We start from the raw sequence: 18524 nt of genomic DNA on the forward strand, positions 1-18524 counted from the left end.
AATGGAAAAAAAGACACTATTGGTAAAGGAACCAGGCTTTTACAGGCTGATGCTGATGCTTGCACTTCCTGTGATCATCCAGAATATGATCACGGTGGGCGTGAACATTATGGACACTGTGATGCTGGGCAGCTTTGGTGAGATACAGCTTTCCGGTTCTTCGCTGGCAAATGATTTTATCAACCTGTTCCAGATCGCCTGTATGGGCGTCGGTGGCGGTGCATCCGTTCTCAGTGCGCAGTTTTATGGCAAAGGCGACTACAACAATGTGAAAAAGACGGTTGCGATCATGCTGCGTGTAATTCTCTCTGTGGCCGTCGTCTGCATGGTGATCTCGTTGTTTTTCCCGGAGGAGCTTCTCCGGATCTATACAGCCGACACTGCTGTGATCGAAAAGGGTGCAATTTATCTCCGGTACAGCACAGCTTCTTTTGTAATGATGGCCATCACAATGACCCTGACCTTGATTCTGCGGTCTATTCATGATGTAAAGATCCCGCTCTACACATCGATTGGCAGTTTCTTCGTCAACATCTTTTTTAACTGGGTCTTTATTTTTGGTCACTTTGGTGTGCCACAGATGCAGATTGCCGGTGCCGCAATCGGAACCGTTCTTGCCCGTCTGTTTGAGCTGATCGTGATCGGCGGACACTTCTTCTTCCAGGAAAAGCAGTTGCGCTTCCGCATCAGGGATCTTTGGATGCCGGTCGGAGATCTGCTGGGTACATACTGCAAATACTGCATTCCGGTTCTGTGCTCTGACATGCTTCTGGGTATCGGCAACAGCATGGTCTCGGTCATCATCGGCCACATCGGAACATCGTTTGTAGCGGCCAATTCCATCGTTGCCATGATCCAGCGCCTTTGCACAGTCATGACACAAGGCATCGGACAGGCCGCGGCCGTGATCACCGGAAACAATGTGGGAAGCGGCAAATTGGACAAGGCTTACCGGGAAAGCACAACCATGATCATCTTGACCGTGTTGTTTAGCCTGGGAACCAGCCTCATTTTAATGATCATCGGGCCGTTTGTGGTCAATGCCTACAACCTTTCCGTTGAAACACATGACATTGCCATGCAGCTCCTGGACGCGATCAGCTTTATCATTGTATTTCAGGCACTGCAGTCCGTGCTGACAAAGGGTATCCTGCGGGGCGGTGGAGACACACGGTTCTGCATGATGATTGATGCCACATTTCTTTGGCTGATTTCCATTCCACTTGGATGGCTCACCGGTGTTGTCTTGAAGTTGCCGGCATTTGTCGTATATGTCTGCATGAAACTGGACTGGATCATCAAGGTTTTTGTGTGTCTGTTCCGTTTCAAAAGTAAAAAATGCTTTCGGATCGTCTCCGACAGTACGGAAGAAAGGAATGCCGATTCATGTTAAAGATTTTTCTGTCCTCTCATGGCCGCTTTGCCAGCGGCATCAGGAGTTCCTGCGAGATCCTTCTGGGAGCGCAACAAAATCTGACGGTTTTTGATGCCTATGTAGACAACGATACCGTGCAGGAGCATCTGGATGATTTCTACAAAACCGTTTCTGCTGAGGATCAAGTCCTGCTTTGCAGCGATCTGTATGGAGGCAGCGTCAATCAGTCAATGTATCCATATCTCCAGAAGCCGAACACGCGTCTGGTCAGCGGCGTCAACATGACATTCATGATGAACGTCTTGTGTGAGGAAGAATTGTCCGATGAGCGACTGGAGGAGATTCTGGAGGAAAGCCGCAGCTATCTGCGCAGGGTAAATCTGGAAACCAATGAGACAGAGGATGAATCCTTCTTCTAAGGAAAAAGCAGTAGGAAAAGCCACGACAAATGTTCATATTGTGACGTTTCATCGTGGCTTTTCTTGCGGTCAGAGTGGCGAGACTCAAGCTCGCGGCCTCCTGCTCCCATAGAAGAAGTAAAAAGACATCGCAAGCCGATGATGCTCAGTTCAAAAGGAAGCGTTGAGCAGCACCCGGAGGGAGAAGAATGATTCCCAACGCTCTGCGATTTTGGCACCCACTCAGGCTGCGATCAAGAACCCCCGCAAGTAATTGCGTGAGGGCTTGAGAAAGCACCAATAAACGATCAACTCCCGCCAGCTTCCGCAACCGGAAGCTGGCGGGAGTTTTTGCGTCTTGTTTTGATGCCGCAAAACGGAATAAACCTTCCGTTTCGGCTGAATATCCTAGGCCAAGCAAAGAAGCGCACCCAAAAAAGGCTCACCGTCCATCTGGCGGTGAGCCTTGGTTATTTATTCACGGAACGGATACAGGGCGCAGGCCCCCGTACCGCTCAGAAGACGCCCCGGCATGACAAGCCCCCTGCCGGGACTCAGCGCACCTCCGACGGGATAAGCAGCGCCACGGCGACGTCATTGACGTTGGTGCCGGTGGGGCCGGTGACGATAAGGGCATCGATCGCCTGAAGCGCATGGTAGGCATCGTTGTTCTGCAGGACCTCGAACACGTCCAGCCCTTTCTCCTTCAGGGCAGCAGCGGAAGCACCGTCCACATAACCGCCGGCCGCATCCGTGGGGCCGTCGGTGCCGTCACTGCCCACGGAAAAGACACAGGCGTCCAGCCCGGCAATGCCGGGGGCGGCAGCCAGCGCAAGTTCCTGATTCCGTCCGCCCAGACCCTTGCCGGTCAGGTGGACCACCGTCTCTCCTCCGGCAAGGAAGGCCAGCGGCTTCTTGCTGCCTGCGTAGGTCCGCAGGATGCTGGCCAGAAAGCTTCCGGCTTCCCGTGCCTCGCAGCAGAGCTGGTCGGTCAGGATCATCGGCTCGTAGCCCAACGCGCGGCATTCGGTCTCTGCGGCGGCGCACAGTTCCCGGACGCTGCCGGTGATCTGTGTGGTCACGTTATCCAGCGTTTTGGGGGTCTCCTGCGTCAGCAGATGCCGGGCTTCCGCCGAAAGTTTCAGCTGATATTTTTCGGCGATGGCCAGCGCCTCGGCACAGGTGGAAGTATCCGGAACGGCCGGGCCGCTGGCGATCATATCCAGCGGGTCGCCCAGAATATCGCTCAGGACGATGCTGAACACCTGAGCCGGGGCACAGAGCTGCGCGAACCGGCCGCCCTTGACGCCGGACAGCCGCTTGCGCAGGGTATTCATTTCCACGATGTCTGCGCCGCAGGCCAGCAGTTGGCCGGTGATGTCCTGCAGCTCCGGGCCGGGCACCAGCGGCAGCTCAAACAGCGCGCTGCCTCCGCCCGACAGCAGGAACAGGACCCGGTCCTCTGCCGTCAGTCCCTGTACCAGTTCCACCGCCTTCCGGGTGGCGGAAAAGCTGTTTTCATCCGGGACGGGATGTCCGGCTTCATAGCACGTCACGCCGGGGATCTCCCCTTTGACGTGACCGTATTTTGTAACGACGACACCGTCATCCACCCGGCCCAGTGCCTTTACGGCGGCATTTGCCATCTGCCATGCAGCTTTTCCGGCAGCCACCAGAAGGGTCCGGCCCGTTCCGGGGCGGAAGCTCTTCAGGGCGCGGAAAACGGCCTCGTCCGGCAGAACGGCCTTCAGGCTTGCAGCGATGATCTGGTCGGCATCTTTTCGCAGGGTTGTATTCATAGCGGCTCCTTTACAGGCCCGGCTCCGGGCCAGACAAACAACAAAAGGCGGCAGACGACCTTTTTCGCCGTACGCCGCCCGGATACAGTCTCAGGATATCAGATCAGCTTCATGTCCACAAGGACCTGACGCAGCTTTTCCTTTTCCTCAGGCTTCAGCTCTTGGATGGGGTCCAGACACTTGCCCACCGGGATGCCCAGAAGGTTCAGGCTCTCCTTGATGACTTCGGGGAAGGTGCCCATATTGGTGGCAATGCGCAGGGGAGCCAGCCGGTACTGTGCTTCCAGAGAACCGGCCAGATCACCGGCCACATACTTGTCGTAGATATCGGCCACCACGCGGGGGGCCACGTTGGCGCAGCTTGCCACAGCGCCGGAGCAGCCATAGGCAAGGGCGGCGTGGATCATGGTATCGCGGCCCATCATGACGTTGAAGTGGTCGCGCTGATCTGCGGTCAGGCGAAGATACTCCTCGCAGTTGGTCATATCGCCGGTGGAATCCTTGACACCGATGATGTTGGGGCAGTCCTTTGCCAGACGTGCTACGGTTGCGGGGGCAATGGTCACGTTGGTCTTGGGCTTATTGTTGTACATGAGCACGGGCATCTTCGTGCTTTCGGCGATGGTCTTGTAGTACTGGTACAGCTCATCCTGCGTCTGGCTGACGAACATGGGGGTCAGCACGCTGACGGCATCATAGCCGCCCACCTGCTCCACCAGATGGATCAGCCGGATGACGCCGCGGGTGGTGATGTGGCTGCAGCCGGCCATCAACTGGATCGGCTTGCCGTAGCAGTTGGTCATTCCCTTCACTGCGTCGCGGACCGTCTCCAGCGCCTTGACGTATTCTTCGTCGCTGACGGCATAGAACTCGCCGGTGGTGCCGAACGGGAACAGGCCGTGCACGCCGTTCTCGACCAGATAGACCGACATTTTGGCAAGGGAATCATAGTTCACCTTTCCTTCCTCGTCGAAGGGGGTGATGATGGGAGGGATGATACCGTAAGGCTTGTACATAATATTCACTCCTGTTTGGTCATATTTTTATCAGCCGACCCCGCGGCTGACGGGTTTCAGAAAAAAGAGGGTCTTATCAGTTTTATTCTACCGGGCATCGGAACGAGTTGCAATGGACATTCAGCCAAAACAACCGGGGCGAATCTGGAAGAAAGATAAAAATTTCAAAAAATGAAATCTTTGGTTTGAAATGTCTGAAACGATTCGTTCGCCGGGTCATTCCGAAAACTTGAACAGATTCAGCCCGACTTCCGGGGAATACTCCCGCTCGACGGTGCCGTCCAGCTGCTGGATGACGAACTCACCGGTCAGGCTGACAACGGCGCGGTTCAGGTGTCCGCCGTGGCACTCGTCCTTCACGGCATTTCCGACCGCCATATGGATGTGGAGGTACGTCTCCCCCTCCTTGGTGGTGATGGTGCCGGAGCAGGATGCGATCTCGTAGTCGCCGGTATAGGTGGTGGACTCGTAAGCAAACTTTTCCCGGTTGAAGACGCCGAGGGTCACCTCGCCGACGGCACCGATGCCGCTGACGCTGCCCAGCCGGATCTTTTCGGCGTTGCACAGGGTGGTGATGGAGGCAAGGATCTCCTCGCCGCGGTCGATGCGCAGAATGTAAGTGGAACCGAATTTGCGATACTCCATAATAAAACCTCCTGTATCAGACGATTTCGAGACGGACCTTCCGCTGCGGCGGAGCAAAGGCCTTGTCCAGCAGGGCAAGCTCTTCGGCGGACAGACGGATCTCTGCGGCGCGGGCGTTCTGCAGCGTGTGCTCGGCACGGCCGGTGCGGGGGATGGGAATCACCCCCGGACGGGCCAGCAGGAAGGCCAGCATGATCTGCGGCACGGTGGCATGGTGCTGCCCGGCAAGGGCCTGCAGGGTGGGGTGACGCATCAGGCCCCGGCGCAGCTGCCCGGCCTGCGCCAGCGGGCAGTAGGCCATGACCGGGATCTGATGCTGCTGCATCAGGGGCAGCAGATCGTACTCGATGCCCCGGCTGCTCACATTATAAAGGACCTGCTCGGCGGCACAGTGCGTGCCGTCCGGCTGAGCGAACAGCTCCTGCATATCGGCCGTGTCCAGATTGGAAACGCCCCATTCCCGGATGCGGCCTTTCGCTTTCAGCTCTTCCATGCATTCGACGGTCTCCCGCAGGGGGATGCTGCCGCGCCAGTGCAGCAGATACAGATCCAGATAATCCGTCTTCATCCGGCGCAGCGAGTCCTCACAACTGGTGAAGATATGCCGCTGCCCCGCATTGAACGGGTACACCTTGCTGACAAGGAAGAGCTTGCTGCGGTCCATTCCCTGAATGGAGAAGCCGACCAGCTCCTCGGCTGCGCCGTCACCGTACATTTCGGCGGTATCGATCAGGTTCATCCCCGCCTCCACACCGGTGCGCAGCGCCTTGTATTCTTCCGGGAACAGACTAGGGTCCTCCCCCAGATACCATGTTCCCTGACCGATGGGGCCGACCGACTGGCCGCTTTGCGTCGTAAAAATCATTGCATCGAACCTCCTGTTCCGGCTGTTGGTCTTATTGTAGCACGAAGCACCCGCGCGGGCAAATTGCCGCGAAGCCTCAGGTGAAAGAATCTGAAACTTGAATTTCAAAAAATTCCGTATTCTTTTTCAAGAAACGAACCTTTTTGCAAAACGCACAAAGCGCAGCACTCGGATTCGGCGTTTTGTTCCTTGTTCCGGGACGGATTTCCCGGTATACTGTACCCAGTCGAATAGAATCCGCAACAGGCCGGATTCTGAAAATATTGATCAACTATCAAATACGGAGGTACTGTTTTATGAAAATCGGTCTGATCGGTCTGGGTATCATGGGCAAGCCCATGGCAAAGAACATTCTGAAGAAGGGTTACCCCGATCTGCTGGTCAGCGACCTCAACAAGGCTGCTGTGGACGAGGTTGTGGCCTGCGGCGCAAAGGCTGCCACCAATCAGGAGATCGGCGAGCAGTGCGATGTCGTGCTGACCATGCTGCCCAACTCCCCCCATGTCAAGAGCGTCATGCTGACTCCTGAGATCGGTGTTGCAAACTTCATGCACAAGGGTCAGGTCTTTATCGATATGAGCTCCATCAACCCCGTTGCTTCCAAGGAGATCTCCGCCGCTCTGGCCGAGAAGGGCGTTGAGATGCTGGACGCTCCCGTTTCCGGCGGCGAGCCCAAGGCCATCGACGGCACCCTGAGCTTCATGGTCGGCGGCAAGCAGGAAGTCTTTGACGCATACAAGCCTCTGCTGGAGACCATGGGCGCATCGGTCGTCCGCTGCGGCGATGTGGGCGCAGGCAACACCACCAAGCTGGCCAACCAGATCATCGTGGCCTGCAACATTCAGGCTCTGGCCGAGGCTCTGACTCTGGCTCACAAGGCCGGTGTGGACCCTGAGCTGGTGTTCCAAGCCATCAAGGGCGGTCTGGCAGGCTCCACCGTCATGAATGCAAAGGCTCCCATGATGATCGAAGGCAACGACAAGCCCGGCTTCAAGATCGACCTGCACATCAAGGATCTGAACAACGCTCTGGACTGCGCACACTCCGTGGGCGCACCCGTCCCCATGACGGCTGAGGTTCAGGAGATCCTGCAGTGGCTGCACAACCACGGCAAGGGTCAGGCCGACCACAGCGCCATCGCACAGTATTACGAGGCTCTGACCGGCATCCAGATCGGCCGTTGATCCCTCTTTTCTTTTGAATGAATTTCTGCTATGATATTTCTGGGATTGGACCGATCCCGGAAAACGGCAGAGTCGCGGTCGGCGGCCCGGTCTTACGGGCCGCCGATCTTTGTTTTCACAGCATCATGATAAGAAGGAGATGCTTTCATGGCAAAGGTTGCAGTTTTGGTTCCGAATCAGGAGATGAGCACCATTGCAAAATCCCTGACCGGTGAATTTCCCTCCATCTCCCTGATGGCGATCGAATCCATCCAGACCGATCAGGCCGTCCGGCGGGCCGGCGAGCTGGAACAGCAGGGGTGCGATCTGATCGTGGCGCGCGGCGTGCAGGCCCGCGCCATCAAGCGGAGCGTCAAGCTGCCGCTGGTGGAGATCAGCGTGTCCCAGCAGGAGCTGGCCAGTGTGGTACTGGAACTCAAGGAGGAGCTGGGGCTTCCCTGCCCCCGCATCGGGCTGATCGGGCTTTCCAATATGTTCAGCGACACTTCCCAGTTCGACCGGCTGTTCGGCATCGATCTGGACCTGTATATGGTGGAGCAGAACGATGAGCTGGCCGCTGCCGCCGTGCGTGCCTTTTCCGACGGATGCAATGCCGTCATCGGCGGCGATATCGTCTGCGAGAATGCCCGGCGGGAAAAACTGCCCTATAAGTTCATTCCTTCCGGCGTGGAAAGCCTGCGCAACGCCCTGACCGTGGCGGCCCGCGTGGCCTACGCCATCGATTTGGAAAAGCGGAACAGCGCCGAGATCAACGCCCTGCTGAACTACACCTTCAGCGGCATCGTGCAGGTGGACCGGGAAGGAATCATCCGCCGGGTGAACCGGATCAGCTACAACCTGCTGGAACACCCCGCCGACACGCTGCTGGGCCGGCCGATCTCCGAGATCCTGCCCAACCTGAACCAGAACGTGCTGGACAACGCCCTGATCGGGGGGCAGGAGGCTTACGCCTTCGTGCTGGACATCAACCACAAGGCGGTGGTGGTCAACATCGCCCCCATTCTGGTGGACAGCCAGATCGAGGGCGCCGTCCTGACGTTTCAGGAAGGCCAGCGCTTGATCGAAATGGACAGCGAGATGCGCCGGGAGCTGTATCAGCGGGGCTTCGTGGCCCGGTACAGCTTCGAGAATATGATCTGTGAGTCCCCGGAGACCCGCAGCATGCTGGATCTGGCCAAGCGGATCAGCAAATTCTCCGCGCCCGTCCTCCTGACCGGCGAGACCGGCAGCGGCAAGAACATCCTTGCCCAGTGCATCCACAACGAAAGCCTTGTGCACAACAACGCCTTCGTGACCATCGACTGCAGCGCATGGCTGCCGGAAACGCTGGACAATATGCTGTTCGGCAACTACACCGTCCGGAAGGACTCCACGGTGGACAGCTACGCCGAAATGGCGCAGGACGGCACCCTTTATCTCAGCCATGTGGAAATGCTGCCGCCGGAGACCCAGTACAAGCTGCTCTGCCTGATCCGGGGCCGCTTCCTCCACAACGGCCCGTCCCGGCCGGTGGCGGCCAACGTCCGGGTCATTGCATCCAGCGCCGTGAACCTGATCTCCCGTGTGGAGAAGGGGGAGTTCCGCAGCGACCTCTACTATGCGCTCAGCGTCCTGAGTCTGGAGGTGCTGCCGCTGCGCCGCCGCCGGGCCGATATCCTCGGCTGGACCGAGCTTTATCTGGACGACTGGCAGGAAAAATACAAGCGCTACGTCCACCTGACGCAGGGAGCCAGAGACTACCTGCTGGACTACGAGTGGCCGGGCAACTTGGACCAGTTGTGCAGCGTCTGTGAGCGTCTGGTCCTCCTGACCCGGAAGCGGAACATCGACGAGGTCTTCCTCCGGCAGCAGTTGGAGCAGGTGACGCCCCGGATGCTGCCGGGCACCGAGCAGATCGTCCTCTACAAGGATCAGAAGGCGGTGGAGATCGCCGCCCTGCTCAAAAAATACCACGGCAACCGGCAGAAGATCGCCGACGAGCTGGGGGTCAGCAAGACCACCCTCTGGCGGTATCTGAAGAAGTTCGACATCAAGCCGGAATACAACTGCTGAACCTGAAAACAACAAAATCCGGGAGGATCCTGTGCGAGAGGACCTCCCGGATTTTGTTGTTTGGAGACAATCTGCCGTTCGTTTCAGAAAAGCGATCGCGGGGAAATGGTTACATGATGTGGGGTGCGCCGCCCAGCGTGTAGGCCGTGGGAGAATCCAGCTTGACGCGGCTCCAGACGATCGGCTCGTGCTTTTCGATGAAGTCGTAGTCCAGATCCATGCCCCAGCCCGGCTTGTCGTTGGGGGTGATGAAACCGTCCTTCACCTTCAGCACATCGGTGACCAGCTCGGCGTCCAGCCCCTCTTCCCGCGGCTCGTTCTCAAGGAAGGTGGTGTTGTAGGTGCACATGCAGAAGTGGACGTTGATGCAGTTTGCCAGCGTGCTGAGCGGGTTGTGGGGGCTGAGCTTGCGGAAACTGGGTTCTGCCATGGCGGCGATCTTCCGCATCCCGGTGAAGCCGCCGCAGAGCAGGATGTCCGGCTGCAGCAGATCCACGGCGTGCAGCGCCAGCAGGCGCTCCCACGTATAGGGGTCGAAGATCTGCTCGCCGGTGGCCAGCGGAACGTTCAGGCCCTGCGCCATTTCGGTCCATGCTTCCAGATTGTCCGGGCGGATCGGCTCCTCCACAAAGAAGGGACGGTAGGGTTCGATCAGGTTCGCCACTCGGCGGCCCTCCCGCGGCTCATAGATCTTGCTCTGCATGTCGATGCCGATCTCAAAATCGGGACCAAGGGCGTTCCGCATCCCCTCAAACATCTCCACGAGGCGTGCTTCGGCGGAACCGTTGGGGAAGTAGCCGAGGCCCTTCACGCCGACCTTGCAGGCCTTGTAGCCATACTTCTCGATCTTGGGCTGCAACATTTCCAGCGCGGCCTTGCTGTCCTTGCCCATGGTGTGGCAGTAAACGGGCACGCGGTCCCGCACAGCGCCCACCATCTTGTACACCGGCAGGTTGGCGATCTTTCCGGCAATGTCCCACAGCGCCAGATCGATGGCGCTGGCCGCCGTATAAAGGATGCTGCCGCCGGGAAAGCGAGAGTAGTTCAGGATCCGCTTCTGGATCCGCTCCCGGTCCAGCGGGTCCATGCCGACGACCCACTCGGAGACATACTTGACCATCTCGGCCGTGGCCTTGTCGGCACCGATGCAGAACAGCTCGCCCACGCCGTGGACGCCCTCGTCGGTGTCGATCCGGACAAAGTTGAAATTACGGAACTGGGTGGTATGAACGGAATACGTCGTGACTTCAGTGATCTTCATGTGATGTACCTCTTCTACAGTGTCATACAGGGATTATACCATGGGGAAGCGGAAATTTGCCATAATGATGACGGTGATGCCATACAGGAACCACAGCGGCAGGCAGGCAAGGAAGACGTCCTTGATCTTGTAACCGCCCGCGCCGAAGGCGATGGCGATCGAGGGAGAAGACATGGGGGTCAGCATTGCGCCGGTGGTACCGCAGGAGATGGCAAGGACGACACCGCGGGGATCCACACCGCGGCTCACACAGGTGATGATGGCCAGCGGGATCAGGACGTTGTAGGTCGCCGTGTTGCTCATGATCTGGGTCAGGGTCGCGCCGACGACATAGAAGGCGATCATGATGGCCAGCGGCGAGGGGTTGCCGCCCAGTGCCTTGACGATGAACTCTGCCACAAGATCGGCTGCACCGGTCTGCTGCATCGCAGTCGCCAAGCAGAGCAGGCCCGCCAGCATCAGGATGGTTTCAAAGTTGACATACTGTTTGGCTTCCTTCATGTTGATGCAGCCAAGCGCACCGAGGATCAGGTCCGCGATGATGGGGATGATGTACATGGGGAAGGGCAGATAGCTGTTGAAGCAGATGGCGATCATGGTCAGGATGAAGACGATGTAGATGACCTTTTCCGTCTTGGGGTCGATCTTCTTCGCCTTACCGGCGCGGCTCTCGTCGATCTTGGCCGCGTCGATCTTGATGACGGGGAAGTGCTTCCAGCCGATAAAAGCCATGTACAGGAACGCCACCAGAGCGGGAACGAAGACCACGGCGGACTTATCGAACATGGTAAAGCGCTGCTCGGCACCGTTGGCCTCCATCAGGGCGTTGGCCGTGACGAAGTAGGTCAGGCCGGCGCCGACCGGCAGCATCGCCTGAGAAGCGTGGGAGCAGACAGCGCCGGGGTACAGAAGCTGGGAAGGCTGCACGGGGGAGTTCTCGTCCAAGGCTGCGGTCAGGGGCAGCAGCATGGCGATGACGCCCAAGGGGCTGACGAGCTGGGTCAGCAGGATGGAACCCAGCAGGTACAGGAAGACGATGGAACGGCCGCTGGTGCCCTTGCTCATGATCCAGTTGCGGACATGATCGACCAAGGTGGTCTTGCCCAGCGCACCGGCCAGAATGAACATGGCACCGACCATGACAACGTTGGTGCTGGCGAAGTTGGCGTATGCGTCCTTGAAGCTCAGCACACCGGTGGCGCACAGGAACGTGGCACAGAACATGCCGATCCAGCCGAAATTGAACTTGCCGCTCAGGAACATGATCACGACCACAAGCAATGTGACAAGGGTCAGGATCAGATGGATACTCATAACAGATTCACTCCTTTGACATTCATCGGTTTTGGTTATTCTTCTCCGGAGTTTGCTTGGGATTTTCGACTCATTTTTGCATGCAACTGTTGGTAACATTAGTGTATTTTATCTTCCGACTCTTTTCAAGCCGGAAAAAGCGATGTATACTATAAGCAGAAATTATAACAGGAGGAATGCAGCCTTGAACCTCACATCACAGCAGTATATCATCGCGCTGGCGCAGGAGGGTTCCTTTACCGGGGCGGCCCGGCGGCTGGGGGTGTCGCAGCCGGGGCTTTGCGGCTGGCTGGACAATCTGGAAGAGCAGTTGGGCACCCGGCTGGTCCTCCGCAGCCGCAAAGGCATCACCCTGACCCCCGCAGGGCAGATCTATCTGAACGGCTCCCGCCGGATGCTGTCGGTACAGCAGCGCACGGCAGCGGCGCTGGCGAATCTGGGCGGCGGCGAGGTGCCCTGCCTACGGGTGGCGGGAACGCCCGGCGGCGGCGCGCAGATCTTTGCCCGGATCTTCGGGGCCTTCACCGGCCGGTTCCCGGCGGTGCAGCTTCAGTTCGTGGAGAGCTACAATCAGGAGGCGCTCCGTCTCGTGCAGGAAGGCAACGTGGATTTTGCCCTTTGCAGCCTGCCGGATCCGGACGCCTGCCCGGCAGAGCACATCGTCAAGCGAAGCTCGGAGCTGATCGTCGTGCTGCCGGACCAGTACCCGCTGGGGTACGACGCCTCCGCCCTGACGGCGGGAGCCGAGCTGCCCGGCCTGCCGCTGCGGCGGCTGGGCGACCTGCCCTTTATGATGCCGAGCGAGGAGATGTCCTATTACCCGGTGCTGCAACAACTGTTCCAGCACGCGGGCGTCCACCCGAAGGTCATCTTCCAAAGCTCCAACACCAACATCCTGTACCAGATGGTCTGCAACGGATACGGTGCCGCTATCGTCCCGCGGAGATGCTTTTCGCCGCGGGATCCGGTGTCCCCCTTCTCGCTGCGGCCGAGGCTCTATAATTACGCCTGCCTTGTCTTCCGCAGCGGAGCGGAAAAGACCGCCGCGTGGAATTATCTTCTGGAATTGCTTTCGATCTGAGAAAAGGGAGAAATCATGGACGTTCACGCATTGGAATATCTGCTGCTCATCGCCGAGACGGGCAGCCTGTCGGAAGCGGCCGAAAAGGCCCATCTGAGCCAGCCGGCCATGACGCAGTGTCTGGCCAAGCTGGAACGGGAAGCCGGGTGGCCGCTCTTCAACCGGGTAAACCGGAAGCTGGTGCCCACACGGGCCGGGCAGATCTACCTCAAGGGTGCCCGCGAGATGGTGCAGATCAAGGAGGAGACCTATCAGAGCATCGAGCAGCTCCGGCGGCAGCAGGGACAGCTCCGGGTCACCGGGTCGGCGGATATCTGCCACCTGTTGGAGGAAAAACTGCTGCCGAAGCTGTATCTGCAGTTCCCGCAGCTGAAGGTGGAGCGGATGGTCACAACGACCCACACGGCCAAGCAGTATCTGACCAACGGGCTGGCCGACCTCTCCTTCCTCTGTGCCGTCAAGCCCAGCAGCCTGTTGGAATACGTTCCCCTGCTCCACGACACCCTCTGCCTTGCCGTTCCGGAGAGCATGATCAGCGCGGAGATCCGTGCCGGAGGTCTGGCGGCCTGCGGCTGCCTGCCCTTTGTCCTGCCGGACGAGCAGCAGTTCGGGCGGGAACTGGTGGACCGCCTGTTCCGGCGGGAGCACCTGTACCCCATTTCCCTATACACCGCCGCCGGTTGGAAGGACCTTGTCCGGCTGGCAGACGAGGGCTACGGCGCAGCGATCCTGCCCGAACGGAGCGCCGCCCGGCTGGAACATTGCGAAGTCCTCCCGCTGGAAAATGCCCCTTCGTTCGATTTTGTCTGCGCGGTTCCGCGCTATGCCGAGCCTTCCCCCGCCTGCATGGCCCTGATCGAGCTGGCCCGGAAGCACTTTGCAACCCATGGATGAAACAATGATTTCACTTTCTGAAAGCAGTGCCAGAATGCCGATTCCGGCCTGTGTTTTTGTAGCAATTCGTCAATTGTAAAAAAAGCGCACCTGCGGTATCTTATTGTCAGAGGCCGACGAAAAACGGTCCTGCCACAAAAATTTCATCGTATTGACCCATTTCTCCTTATATTTCATCAAACCTAGCTATTTTCTCTCACCAGACAATCCTTCTAAAACCAGAACGCCCCCGACAGACACGGCTGCCGGGGGCGTTCTGGTTCTTTTGTGCTGCTTCAGCGGACGAGGCAGGGCTTCTTGTGGTCGTATTTCCAGCCGGGGATCAGGTACTGCATGGCCTTTGCGTCATCCCGGTCATGGGAGGGCAGCTTCCGATACAGTGCGTTGGCGGCCATAACGCGGTCCATGTTCAGGTGGACGCCCAGACCGGGAGCATCCGGCACCTGAAGGCGTCCGTTCCGGATCTGCGGCGTGTCGTCCAGCAGGTTCTGGCCGTCCTGCCAGATCCAGTGGGTGTCCAGCGGGGCGGGGGTGCCCACGGCGGTGGCCCCCACCTGCGCAAAGGCGGCCAGCGTGATATCGAAGTGGTTGTTGGAATGCACGCCCCACGTCAGCCCCCAGCTATCCAACAGCAGGCTCATCCGGATGGTGCCGTCAAAGCCCCAGAAATGCGGGTCGGCAAGGATGATATCGCAGGCGTTCAGGCTGACGGTGTGGTAGAACTGCCGCCAGTCGGTCGCGATCATGTTGGTGGCAACTTGGAACTGGGTGGCATTCTTGAATTCCCGCATGATCTCACGGCCGGAGAACCCGGCCTCCGGGCCGCAGGGATCCTCCACATAGGTGATGACGTCGTGCATCCCTTTGCACAGCTCCACCGCCTCGGCAAGGCTCCACGCCCCGTTGGGGTCGATGTTGATCCGTGCATCGGGGAACGCCTTTTTCAGCGCCCGGAGCGCGTCCATCTCCTCCTGCCCGGTCAGGACGCCGCCCTTGAGCTTGAAATTGCGGAAGCCGTATTTTTCCTGCACGGCCTGTGCTTCCTCCACGATCCGCTCCGGAGTCAGGATCTCCTCCCGCCGCAGGCGGAACCACGGGTCCGGGTTGCCGGATTCGTCCAGATACTGCATCTCCCCGGCGGGGGTCTTTGCCTTGTCGGAGACGTAGAAGAGGTAGCCCAGCATCTCCACCTCCCTGCGCTGCTGCCCCTCACCCAGAAGCTGGCACAGGGGGACGCCCAGATACTGGCCCATCAGGTCCAGCATGGCGCACTCGATGGCCCATTCGCTCTTGACCACGAACTTCAGCTTGGAGATGTCCAGCGTCTGGATGCCCTCGCCGTCGTCGGTCGGCTCGTGCCGGGCCAGTTTGTGGATCTTCTGCAAGATCTGCTGGTAGGCGGCAATGGGCTGCCCCTCCACCAGCGGGCGGACAAAGTTCAGGCAGTCGCAGGTATAGTCGCCGCCATGGATCTCGCCGATGCCGGTGTGGTTCAGACTGTCGGTCAGAATCACGAGGTTGCGGGTAAAACAGGGCGCGTGCGCGCCCGACAGGGTCATCAGCATGCTGTCGTAACCGGCCACGGGGATGACCTGCATCTTGGTAATGACGGGATGTTCCATTTCAGGGCCTCCTTAAAAAACAGAGCCGGCACCCTGCGGTGCCGGCTCCTGCATCAGAACGGTTCTTTTTGCAGCTCAGCGCACCAGACAGGGACGCTTGTTGTCAAACTTCCAGCCGGGGATCAGATACTGCATGCCGATGGCGTCGTTGCGGGCACCAAGGCAGTTTTCTACGTACAGCTTGTTGGCCTTGAGAATCTGCTCGCGGTCGATCTCGATGCCGAGGCCGGGAGCCTTGGGCAGGTCGATGCAGCCGTCCACGATCTGCATGGGCTGTTTGGTCAGGCGCTCGCGGCCCTCCTGCCAGATCCAGTGGGTATCGATGCCGTTCATCTTGCCGGGCACGGCGGCAGCGCACTGCACGACCATGGCCAGAGAGATGTCGAAGTGGTTGTTGGAGTGGCAGCCCCACATCAGGCCGAAATCATTGCACATCTGGCCGACCCGGACCGAGCCGTTCATGGTCCAGAAATGGGGGTCTGCCAGAGGGATATCCACGCTGCGCAGGGAGATGCAGTGGCACATCTGCCGCCAGTCGGTATCGATCATGTTGGTGGCAGTGGGCATGCCGCTGTCCCGCTTGAACTCGGCCATGGTCTCGCGGCCGGAGAAGCCGTTCTCGGCGCCGCAGGGATCCTCGCAGTAAGCCAGCACTTTCTTCAGCTCCGGTGCCAGCTCCAGCGACTTTTCAAGGCTCCAGCAGCCGTTCGGGTCCAGATCGATCCGGGCATCGGGGAAGGCGGCCTTCAGGGCCTGCACCGCCTTCAGCTCCTCTTCCGGCTCCAGAACGCCGCCCTTGAGCTTGAAGTCCTCGAAGCCGTACTTCTCGTGGGTCGCCTTTGCCTGCGCCACGATGGCCTCCGGGGTCAGTGCCTCGTTGTGGCGGATGCGGTACCACTCGCAGTCGGAGTCCGACTCATCGGTATAGGGCAGGTCGGTCTTTTTCTGATCGCCCACATAGAACAGGTAAGACAGGAACCGCACCCGCTCCCGCTGGATGCCGTCGCCCAGCAGAGCGGCGGCGGGGACGTCCAAGAATTTGCCCATCAGGTCCAGCAGCGGAGCCTCGACGGCAGTGACCACATGGACGCCGGTGCGCAGGTCAAAGGTCTGCAGGCCGCGGACATCGTCCTTGATGTTGGCGTTCAGCCATGCGCGGACTTTGTTCAGGGTCTGCTTGTAATCCACGATGCGGGTGCCGACCACCAGATCCTTCACGGATTCCAGTGCCGCCGTGATCTTCTGGCCGCCGGGCACTTCGCCCACGCCCTCAACGCCGTTGGAATCGGTCAGGATGACAATGTTGCGGGTGAAGTACGGTGCGTGCGCACCGGACAGGTTCAGCTCCATGCAGTCGGTACCGGCTACGGGGAAAATTTCCATTTTTTCTACGATCGGGGACATAAAGGTTTCCTCCTGTGAGTTTGAATTTTATAAGATCAGGTAATGGGTGCGGGGTTGAAGATGCACATGTCGTTGTGGAAGCCGTACTGATCGCTGTACGGCTGTTTCGTTCCGCTGGCCACATCCAAGATGAAGTTGTAGATCTCGGTGCCGACCTCGGCGATGGTCTTTTCCCCGGTGGCGACCTCGCCTGCGGAGATGTCGATCAGGTCGAACCAGTGCTTCTTCATCTCGTTCCGGCTGCACACCTTGATGACGGGGGAGACGTCCAGCCCGTAGGGGGTGCCGCGGCCGGTCATGAAGACCTGCAGGCCGATGCCGGAGGCGACCTGAGACGGGCCGCAGACGATATCGGAAGCCGGGGTGGCGGCATAGATCAGGCCGTGCTTGGTGGGCTTTTCGGCCGGGCTGAGCACTTCGACGATGGGGCTGGTGCCGCTCTTGGCGATGGAACCCATGGCCTTTTCCACAATGTTGGCCAGACCGCCCGCCTTATTGCCGGGGGTGGGGTTGGCGTCGCGGCCGACACCGCCTGCGGCGAGGTAATCGTCGTACCACTTCATCTCCTCGGCCAGACGGTCGCGGACGTGGGCATCCACACAGCGGGCGGCCAGAAGCTGCACGCCGTCCCGGACTTCGGTGACCTCGCTGAACATCACGGTGCCGCCGCAGCGGACGATCATATCGGCGGCGTAACCGGCGCTGGGATTGGCGGTGATGCCGCTGAAGGCATCGCTGCCGCCGCACTGCATCCCGATCAGCAATTCGCTGACGGGCAGCTCTTCCCGGCGGCGCTGTTCCAGTTTCTGCAGCTTTTTGTCGGCCATATCGAGGATGGCCTGCATCATGGCATCGTGTCCGGCGTAATCCTGCAGGGTCAGGACGTTTTCGGGGGTGATATCCTCCGGAGGCAGGACACGGTCATAGGTCAGCTTTTCGCAGCCCAGACCCACGACCATGATCTCGCCGCCGAAATTGGGGTGGCGGATCAGGTTGGTGACGGCCCGGATGGGCACTTTAGCCTCCGGCGCGTTGATGGCCACACCGCAGCCGTAAGGGTGGGTGACGGCGACCACACCGTCCACATGGGGATACTTGGGCAGCAGCTCCTTCCGGATCCGCTCCACGGCCACCTTCAGGACACCGGCAGCGCACTGGACGGTGGTCACGATGCCCAGCAGGTTGCGGGTCCCGGCGGGGCCGACCTTGTTGCGGTAGCCCATCCATGTGGTGCGCTCCGGCATCGGCAGCGCTTCCATGGGTTTCAGGTTGGTGCCGTAGGGCAGGTTGTCCAGCTTGGGGCTTTCGGGCAGATCGAGCATGAACTCGTTGATCCAGCTTCCGGTCGGAATCTCCTTTTTGGCGTAGCCCAGCACGACACCGTAGCGGATGATCTCGCCGCCTTTGGGGATATCGGTCAGCGCGATCTTGTGCGCCTGCGGGATCGGCTCCCGGGTTTTCAGGCCGGGCAGGAACTCCGCCCCGGCGGGCAGGTCGTGGATGGCCACGGCCACATTATCGTTTTCGTTAATCTTTACAATGATCCGTTCGGGCATGGTCTGTTTTTTCTCCTTTGATACATGGTCTTTTCAGCACCAAAAGCGCAAGCCGCTT

Annotated in this window: 15 protein-coding genes; 6 read left to right on the forward strand and 9 right to left on the reverse strand. The window is 59.2% G+C overall.

Annotated elements, in window-relative coordinates:
• Window position 1 precedes the first annotated feature (1 nt).
• Window positions 2-1393, forward strand: a complete 1392-nt coding sequence (locus tag DWY95_RS03130; RefSeq protein ID WP_118552274.1) for an MATE family efflux transporter — start codon at window positions 2-4, stop codon at window positions 1391-1393.
• The gene (locus DWY95_RS03135) at window positions 1387-1794 is read left to right on the forward strand and encodes a PTS sugar transporter subunit IIA (protein WP_005936609.1); all 408 of its coding nucleotides are present in this window, start codon (window positions 1387-1389) and stop codon (window positions 1792-1794) included. Before DWY95_RS03130 ends, DWY95_RS03135 begins: the two co-directional genes overlap by 7 nt.
• A gap of 533 nt (window positions 1795-2327) precedes the next feature.
• Here DWY95_RS03135 and DWY95_RS03140 read toward each other — a convergent pair.
• The 4 genes from DWY95_RS03140 to DWY95_RS03155 form a co-directional block, all read right to left on the reverse strand.
• On the reverse strand, window positions 2328-3572 hold the full coding sequence (locus DWY95_RS03140; RefSeq protein ID WP_118552276.1) for a glycerate kinase: 1245 nt from the start codon (window positions 3570-3572) through the stop codon (window positions 2328-2330).
• A 98-nt stretch (window positions 3573-3670) separates the two neighbouring features.
• Complete coding sequence (locus DWY95_RS03145; RefSeq protein ID WP_118552278.1) at window positions 3671-4588, reverse strand: dihydrodipicolinate synthase family protein; 918 nt, start codon at window positions 4586-4588, stop codon at window positions 3671-3673.
• 216 nt (window positions 4589-4804) lie between these two features.
• On the reverse strand, window positions 4805-5233 hold the full coding sequence (locus tag DWY95_RS03150; protein ID WP_118552280.1) for a PPC domain-containing DNA-binding protein: 429 nt from the start codon (window positions 5231-5233) through the stop codon (window positions 4805-4807).
• 16 nt (window positions 5234-5249) lie between these two features.
• The gene (locus DWY95_RS03155) at window positions 5250-6098 is read right to left on the reverse strand and encodes an aldo/keto reductase (RefSeq protein WP_118552282.1); all 849 of its coding nucleotides are present in this window, start codon (window positions 6096-6098) and stop codon (window positions 5250-5252) included.
• A 296-nt stretch (window positions 6099-6394) separates the two neighbouring features.
• Here DWY95_RS03155 and garR point away from each other — a divergent pair, with 296 nt between their 5' ends.
• Window positions 6395-7282, forward strand: coding sequence for a 2-hydroxy-3-oxopropionate reductase (garR, locus tag DWY95_RS03160; RefSeq protein ID WP_118552284.1), 888 nt, complete (start codon window positions 6395-6397; stop codon window positions 7280-7282).
• A 147-nt stretch (window positions 7283-7429) separates the two neighbouring features.
• On the forward strand, window positions 7430-9334 hold the full coding sequence (locus tag DWY95_RS03165) for a sigma 54-interacting transcriptional regulator (protein WP_118552286.1): 1905 nt from the start codon (window positions 7430-7432) through the stop codon (window positions 9332-9334).
• Between the two features lie 109 nt (window positions 9335-9443).
• Here DWY95_RS03165 and DWY95_RS03170 read toward each other — a convergent pair whose 3' ends face one another.
• Entirely contained in the window at window positions 9444-10595 is a 1152-nt protein-coding gene (locus tag DWY95_RS03170) for a mandelate racemase/muconate lactonizing enzyme family protein (RefSeq protein ID WP_118552288.1), read from the reverse strand.
• Window positions 10596-10628: 33 nt separating this feature from the next.
• A complete protein-coding gene (locus DWY95_RS03175; RefSeq protein ID WP_158577511.1) occupies window positions 10629-11909 on the reverse strand; it encodes an SLC13 family permease in 1281 nt (426 codons plus the stop codon).
• Window positions 11910-12093: 184 nt separating this feature from the next.
• Here DWY95_RS03175 and DWY95_RS03180 point away from each other — a divergent pair, with 184 nt between their 5' ends.
• Both DWY95_RS03180 and DWY95_RS03185 read left to right on the forward strand, forming a co-directional pair.
• Complete coding sequence (locus DWY95_RS03180) at window positions 12094-12990, forward strand: LysR family transcriptional regulator (protein WP_158577512.1); 897 nt, start codon at window positions 12094-12096, stop codon at window positions 12988-12990.
• Between the two features lie 15 nt (window positions 12991-13005).
• Window positions 13006-13884, forward strand: coding sequence for a LysR family transcriptional regulator (locus tag DWY95_RS03185; protein ID WP_118552294.1), 879 nt, complete (start codon window positions 13006-13008; stop codon window positions 13882-13884).
• 275 nt (window positions 13885-14159) lie between these two features.
• On the opposite strand, the gene DWY95_RS03190 is transcribed toward DWY95_RS03185, so the two are convergent.
• The 3 genes from DWY95_RS03190 to garD form a co-directional block, all read right to left on the reverse strand.
• Window positions 14160-15506, reverse strand: a complete 1347-nt coding sequence (locus DWY95_RS03190; RefSeq protein WP_118552296.1) for an enolase C-terminal domain-like protein — start codon at window positions 15504-15506, stop codon at window positions 14160-14162.
• A 75-nt stretch (window positions 15507-15581) separates the two neighbouring features.
• Window positions 15582-16910 carry an enolase C-terminal domain-like protein gene (locus DWY95_RS03195; RefSeq protein ID WP_118552298.1) on the reverse strand — a complete coding sequence of 443 codons (1329 nt, stop codon included), beginning with the start codon at window positions 16908-16910 and terminating at the stop codon, window positions 15582-15584.
• A gap of 35 nt (window positions 16911-16945) precedes the next feature.
• The gene (gene garD / locus DWY95_RS03200; protein ID WP_118552300.1) at window positions 16946-18466 is read right to left on the reverse strand and encodes a galactarate dehydratase; all 1521 of its coding nucleotides are present in this window, start codon (window positions 18464-18466) and stop codon (window positions 16946-16948) included.
• Window positions 18467-18524: the final 58 nt, after the last annotated feature.

Origin of the sequence: Faecalibacterium sp. AF28-13AC, from assembly GCF_003478405.1 — a bacterium.
Classification (GTDB): domain Bacteria; phylum Bacillota; class Clostridia; order Oscillospirales; family Ruminococcaceae; genus Faecalibacterium; species Faecalibacterium prausnitzii_E.

Coding starts and splice junctions, on each gene's coding strand:
- DWY95_RS03170 (WP_118552288.1), bottom strand. CDS start 10,595: ATGAAGATCACTGAAGTCACGACGTATTCCGTTCATACCACCCAGTTC.
- DWY95_RS03185 (WP_118552294.1), top strand. CDS start 13,006: ATGGACGTTCACGCATTGGAATATCTGCTGCTCATCGCCGAGACGGGC.
- DWY95_RS03155 (WP_118552282.1), bottom strand. CDS start 6,098: ATGATTTTTACGACGCAAAGCGGCCAGTCGGTCGGCCCCATCGGTCAG.
- DWY95_RS03130 (WP_118552274.1), top strand. CDS start 2: ATGGAAAAAAAGACACTATTGGTAAAGGAACCAGGCTTTTACAGGCTG.
- garD (WP_118552300.1), bottom strand. CDS start 18,466: ATGCCCGAACGGATCATTGTAAAGATTAACGAAAACGATAATGTGGCC.
- DWY95_RS03190 (WP_118552296.1), bottom strand. CDS start 15,506: ATGGAACATCCCGTCATTACCAAGATGCAGGTCATCCCCGTGGCCGGT.
- DWY95_RS03140 (WP_118552276.1), bottom strand. CDS start 3,572: ATGAATACAACCCTGCGAAAAGATGCCGACCAGATCATCGCTGCAAGC.
- DWY95_RS03150 (WP_118552280.1), bottom strand. CDS start 5,233: ATGGAGTATCGCAAATTCGGTTCCACTTACATTCTGCGCATCGACCGC.
- DWY95_RS03135 (WP_005936609.1), top strand. CDS start 1,387: ATGTTAAAGATTTTTCTGTCCTCTCATGGCCGCTTTGCCAGCGGCATC.
- garR (WP_118552284.1), top strand. CDS start 6,395: ATGAAAATCGGTCTGATCGGTCTGGGTATCATGGGCAAGCCCATGGCA.
- DWY95_RS03145 (WP_118552278.1), bottom strand. CDS start 4,588: ATGTACAAGCCTTACGGTATCATCCCTCCCATCATCACCCCCTTCGAC.
- DWY95_RS03195 (WP_118552298.1), bottom strand. CDS start 16,910: ATGTCCCCGATCGTAGAAAAAATGGAAATTTTCCCCGTAGCCGGTACC.
- DWY95_RS03165 (WP_118552286.1), top strand. CDS start 7,430: ATGGCAAAGGTTGCAGTTTTGGTTCCGAATCAGGAGATGAGCACCATT.
- DWY95_RS03175 (WP_158577511.1), bottom strand. CDS start 11,909: ATGAGTATCCATCTGATCCTGACCCTTGTCACATTGCTTGTGGTCGTG.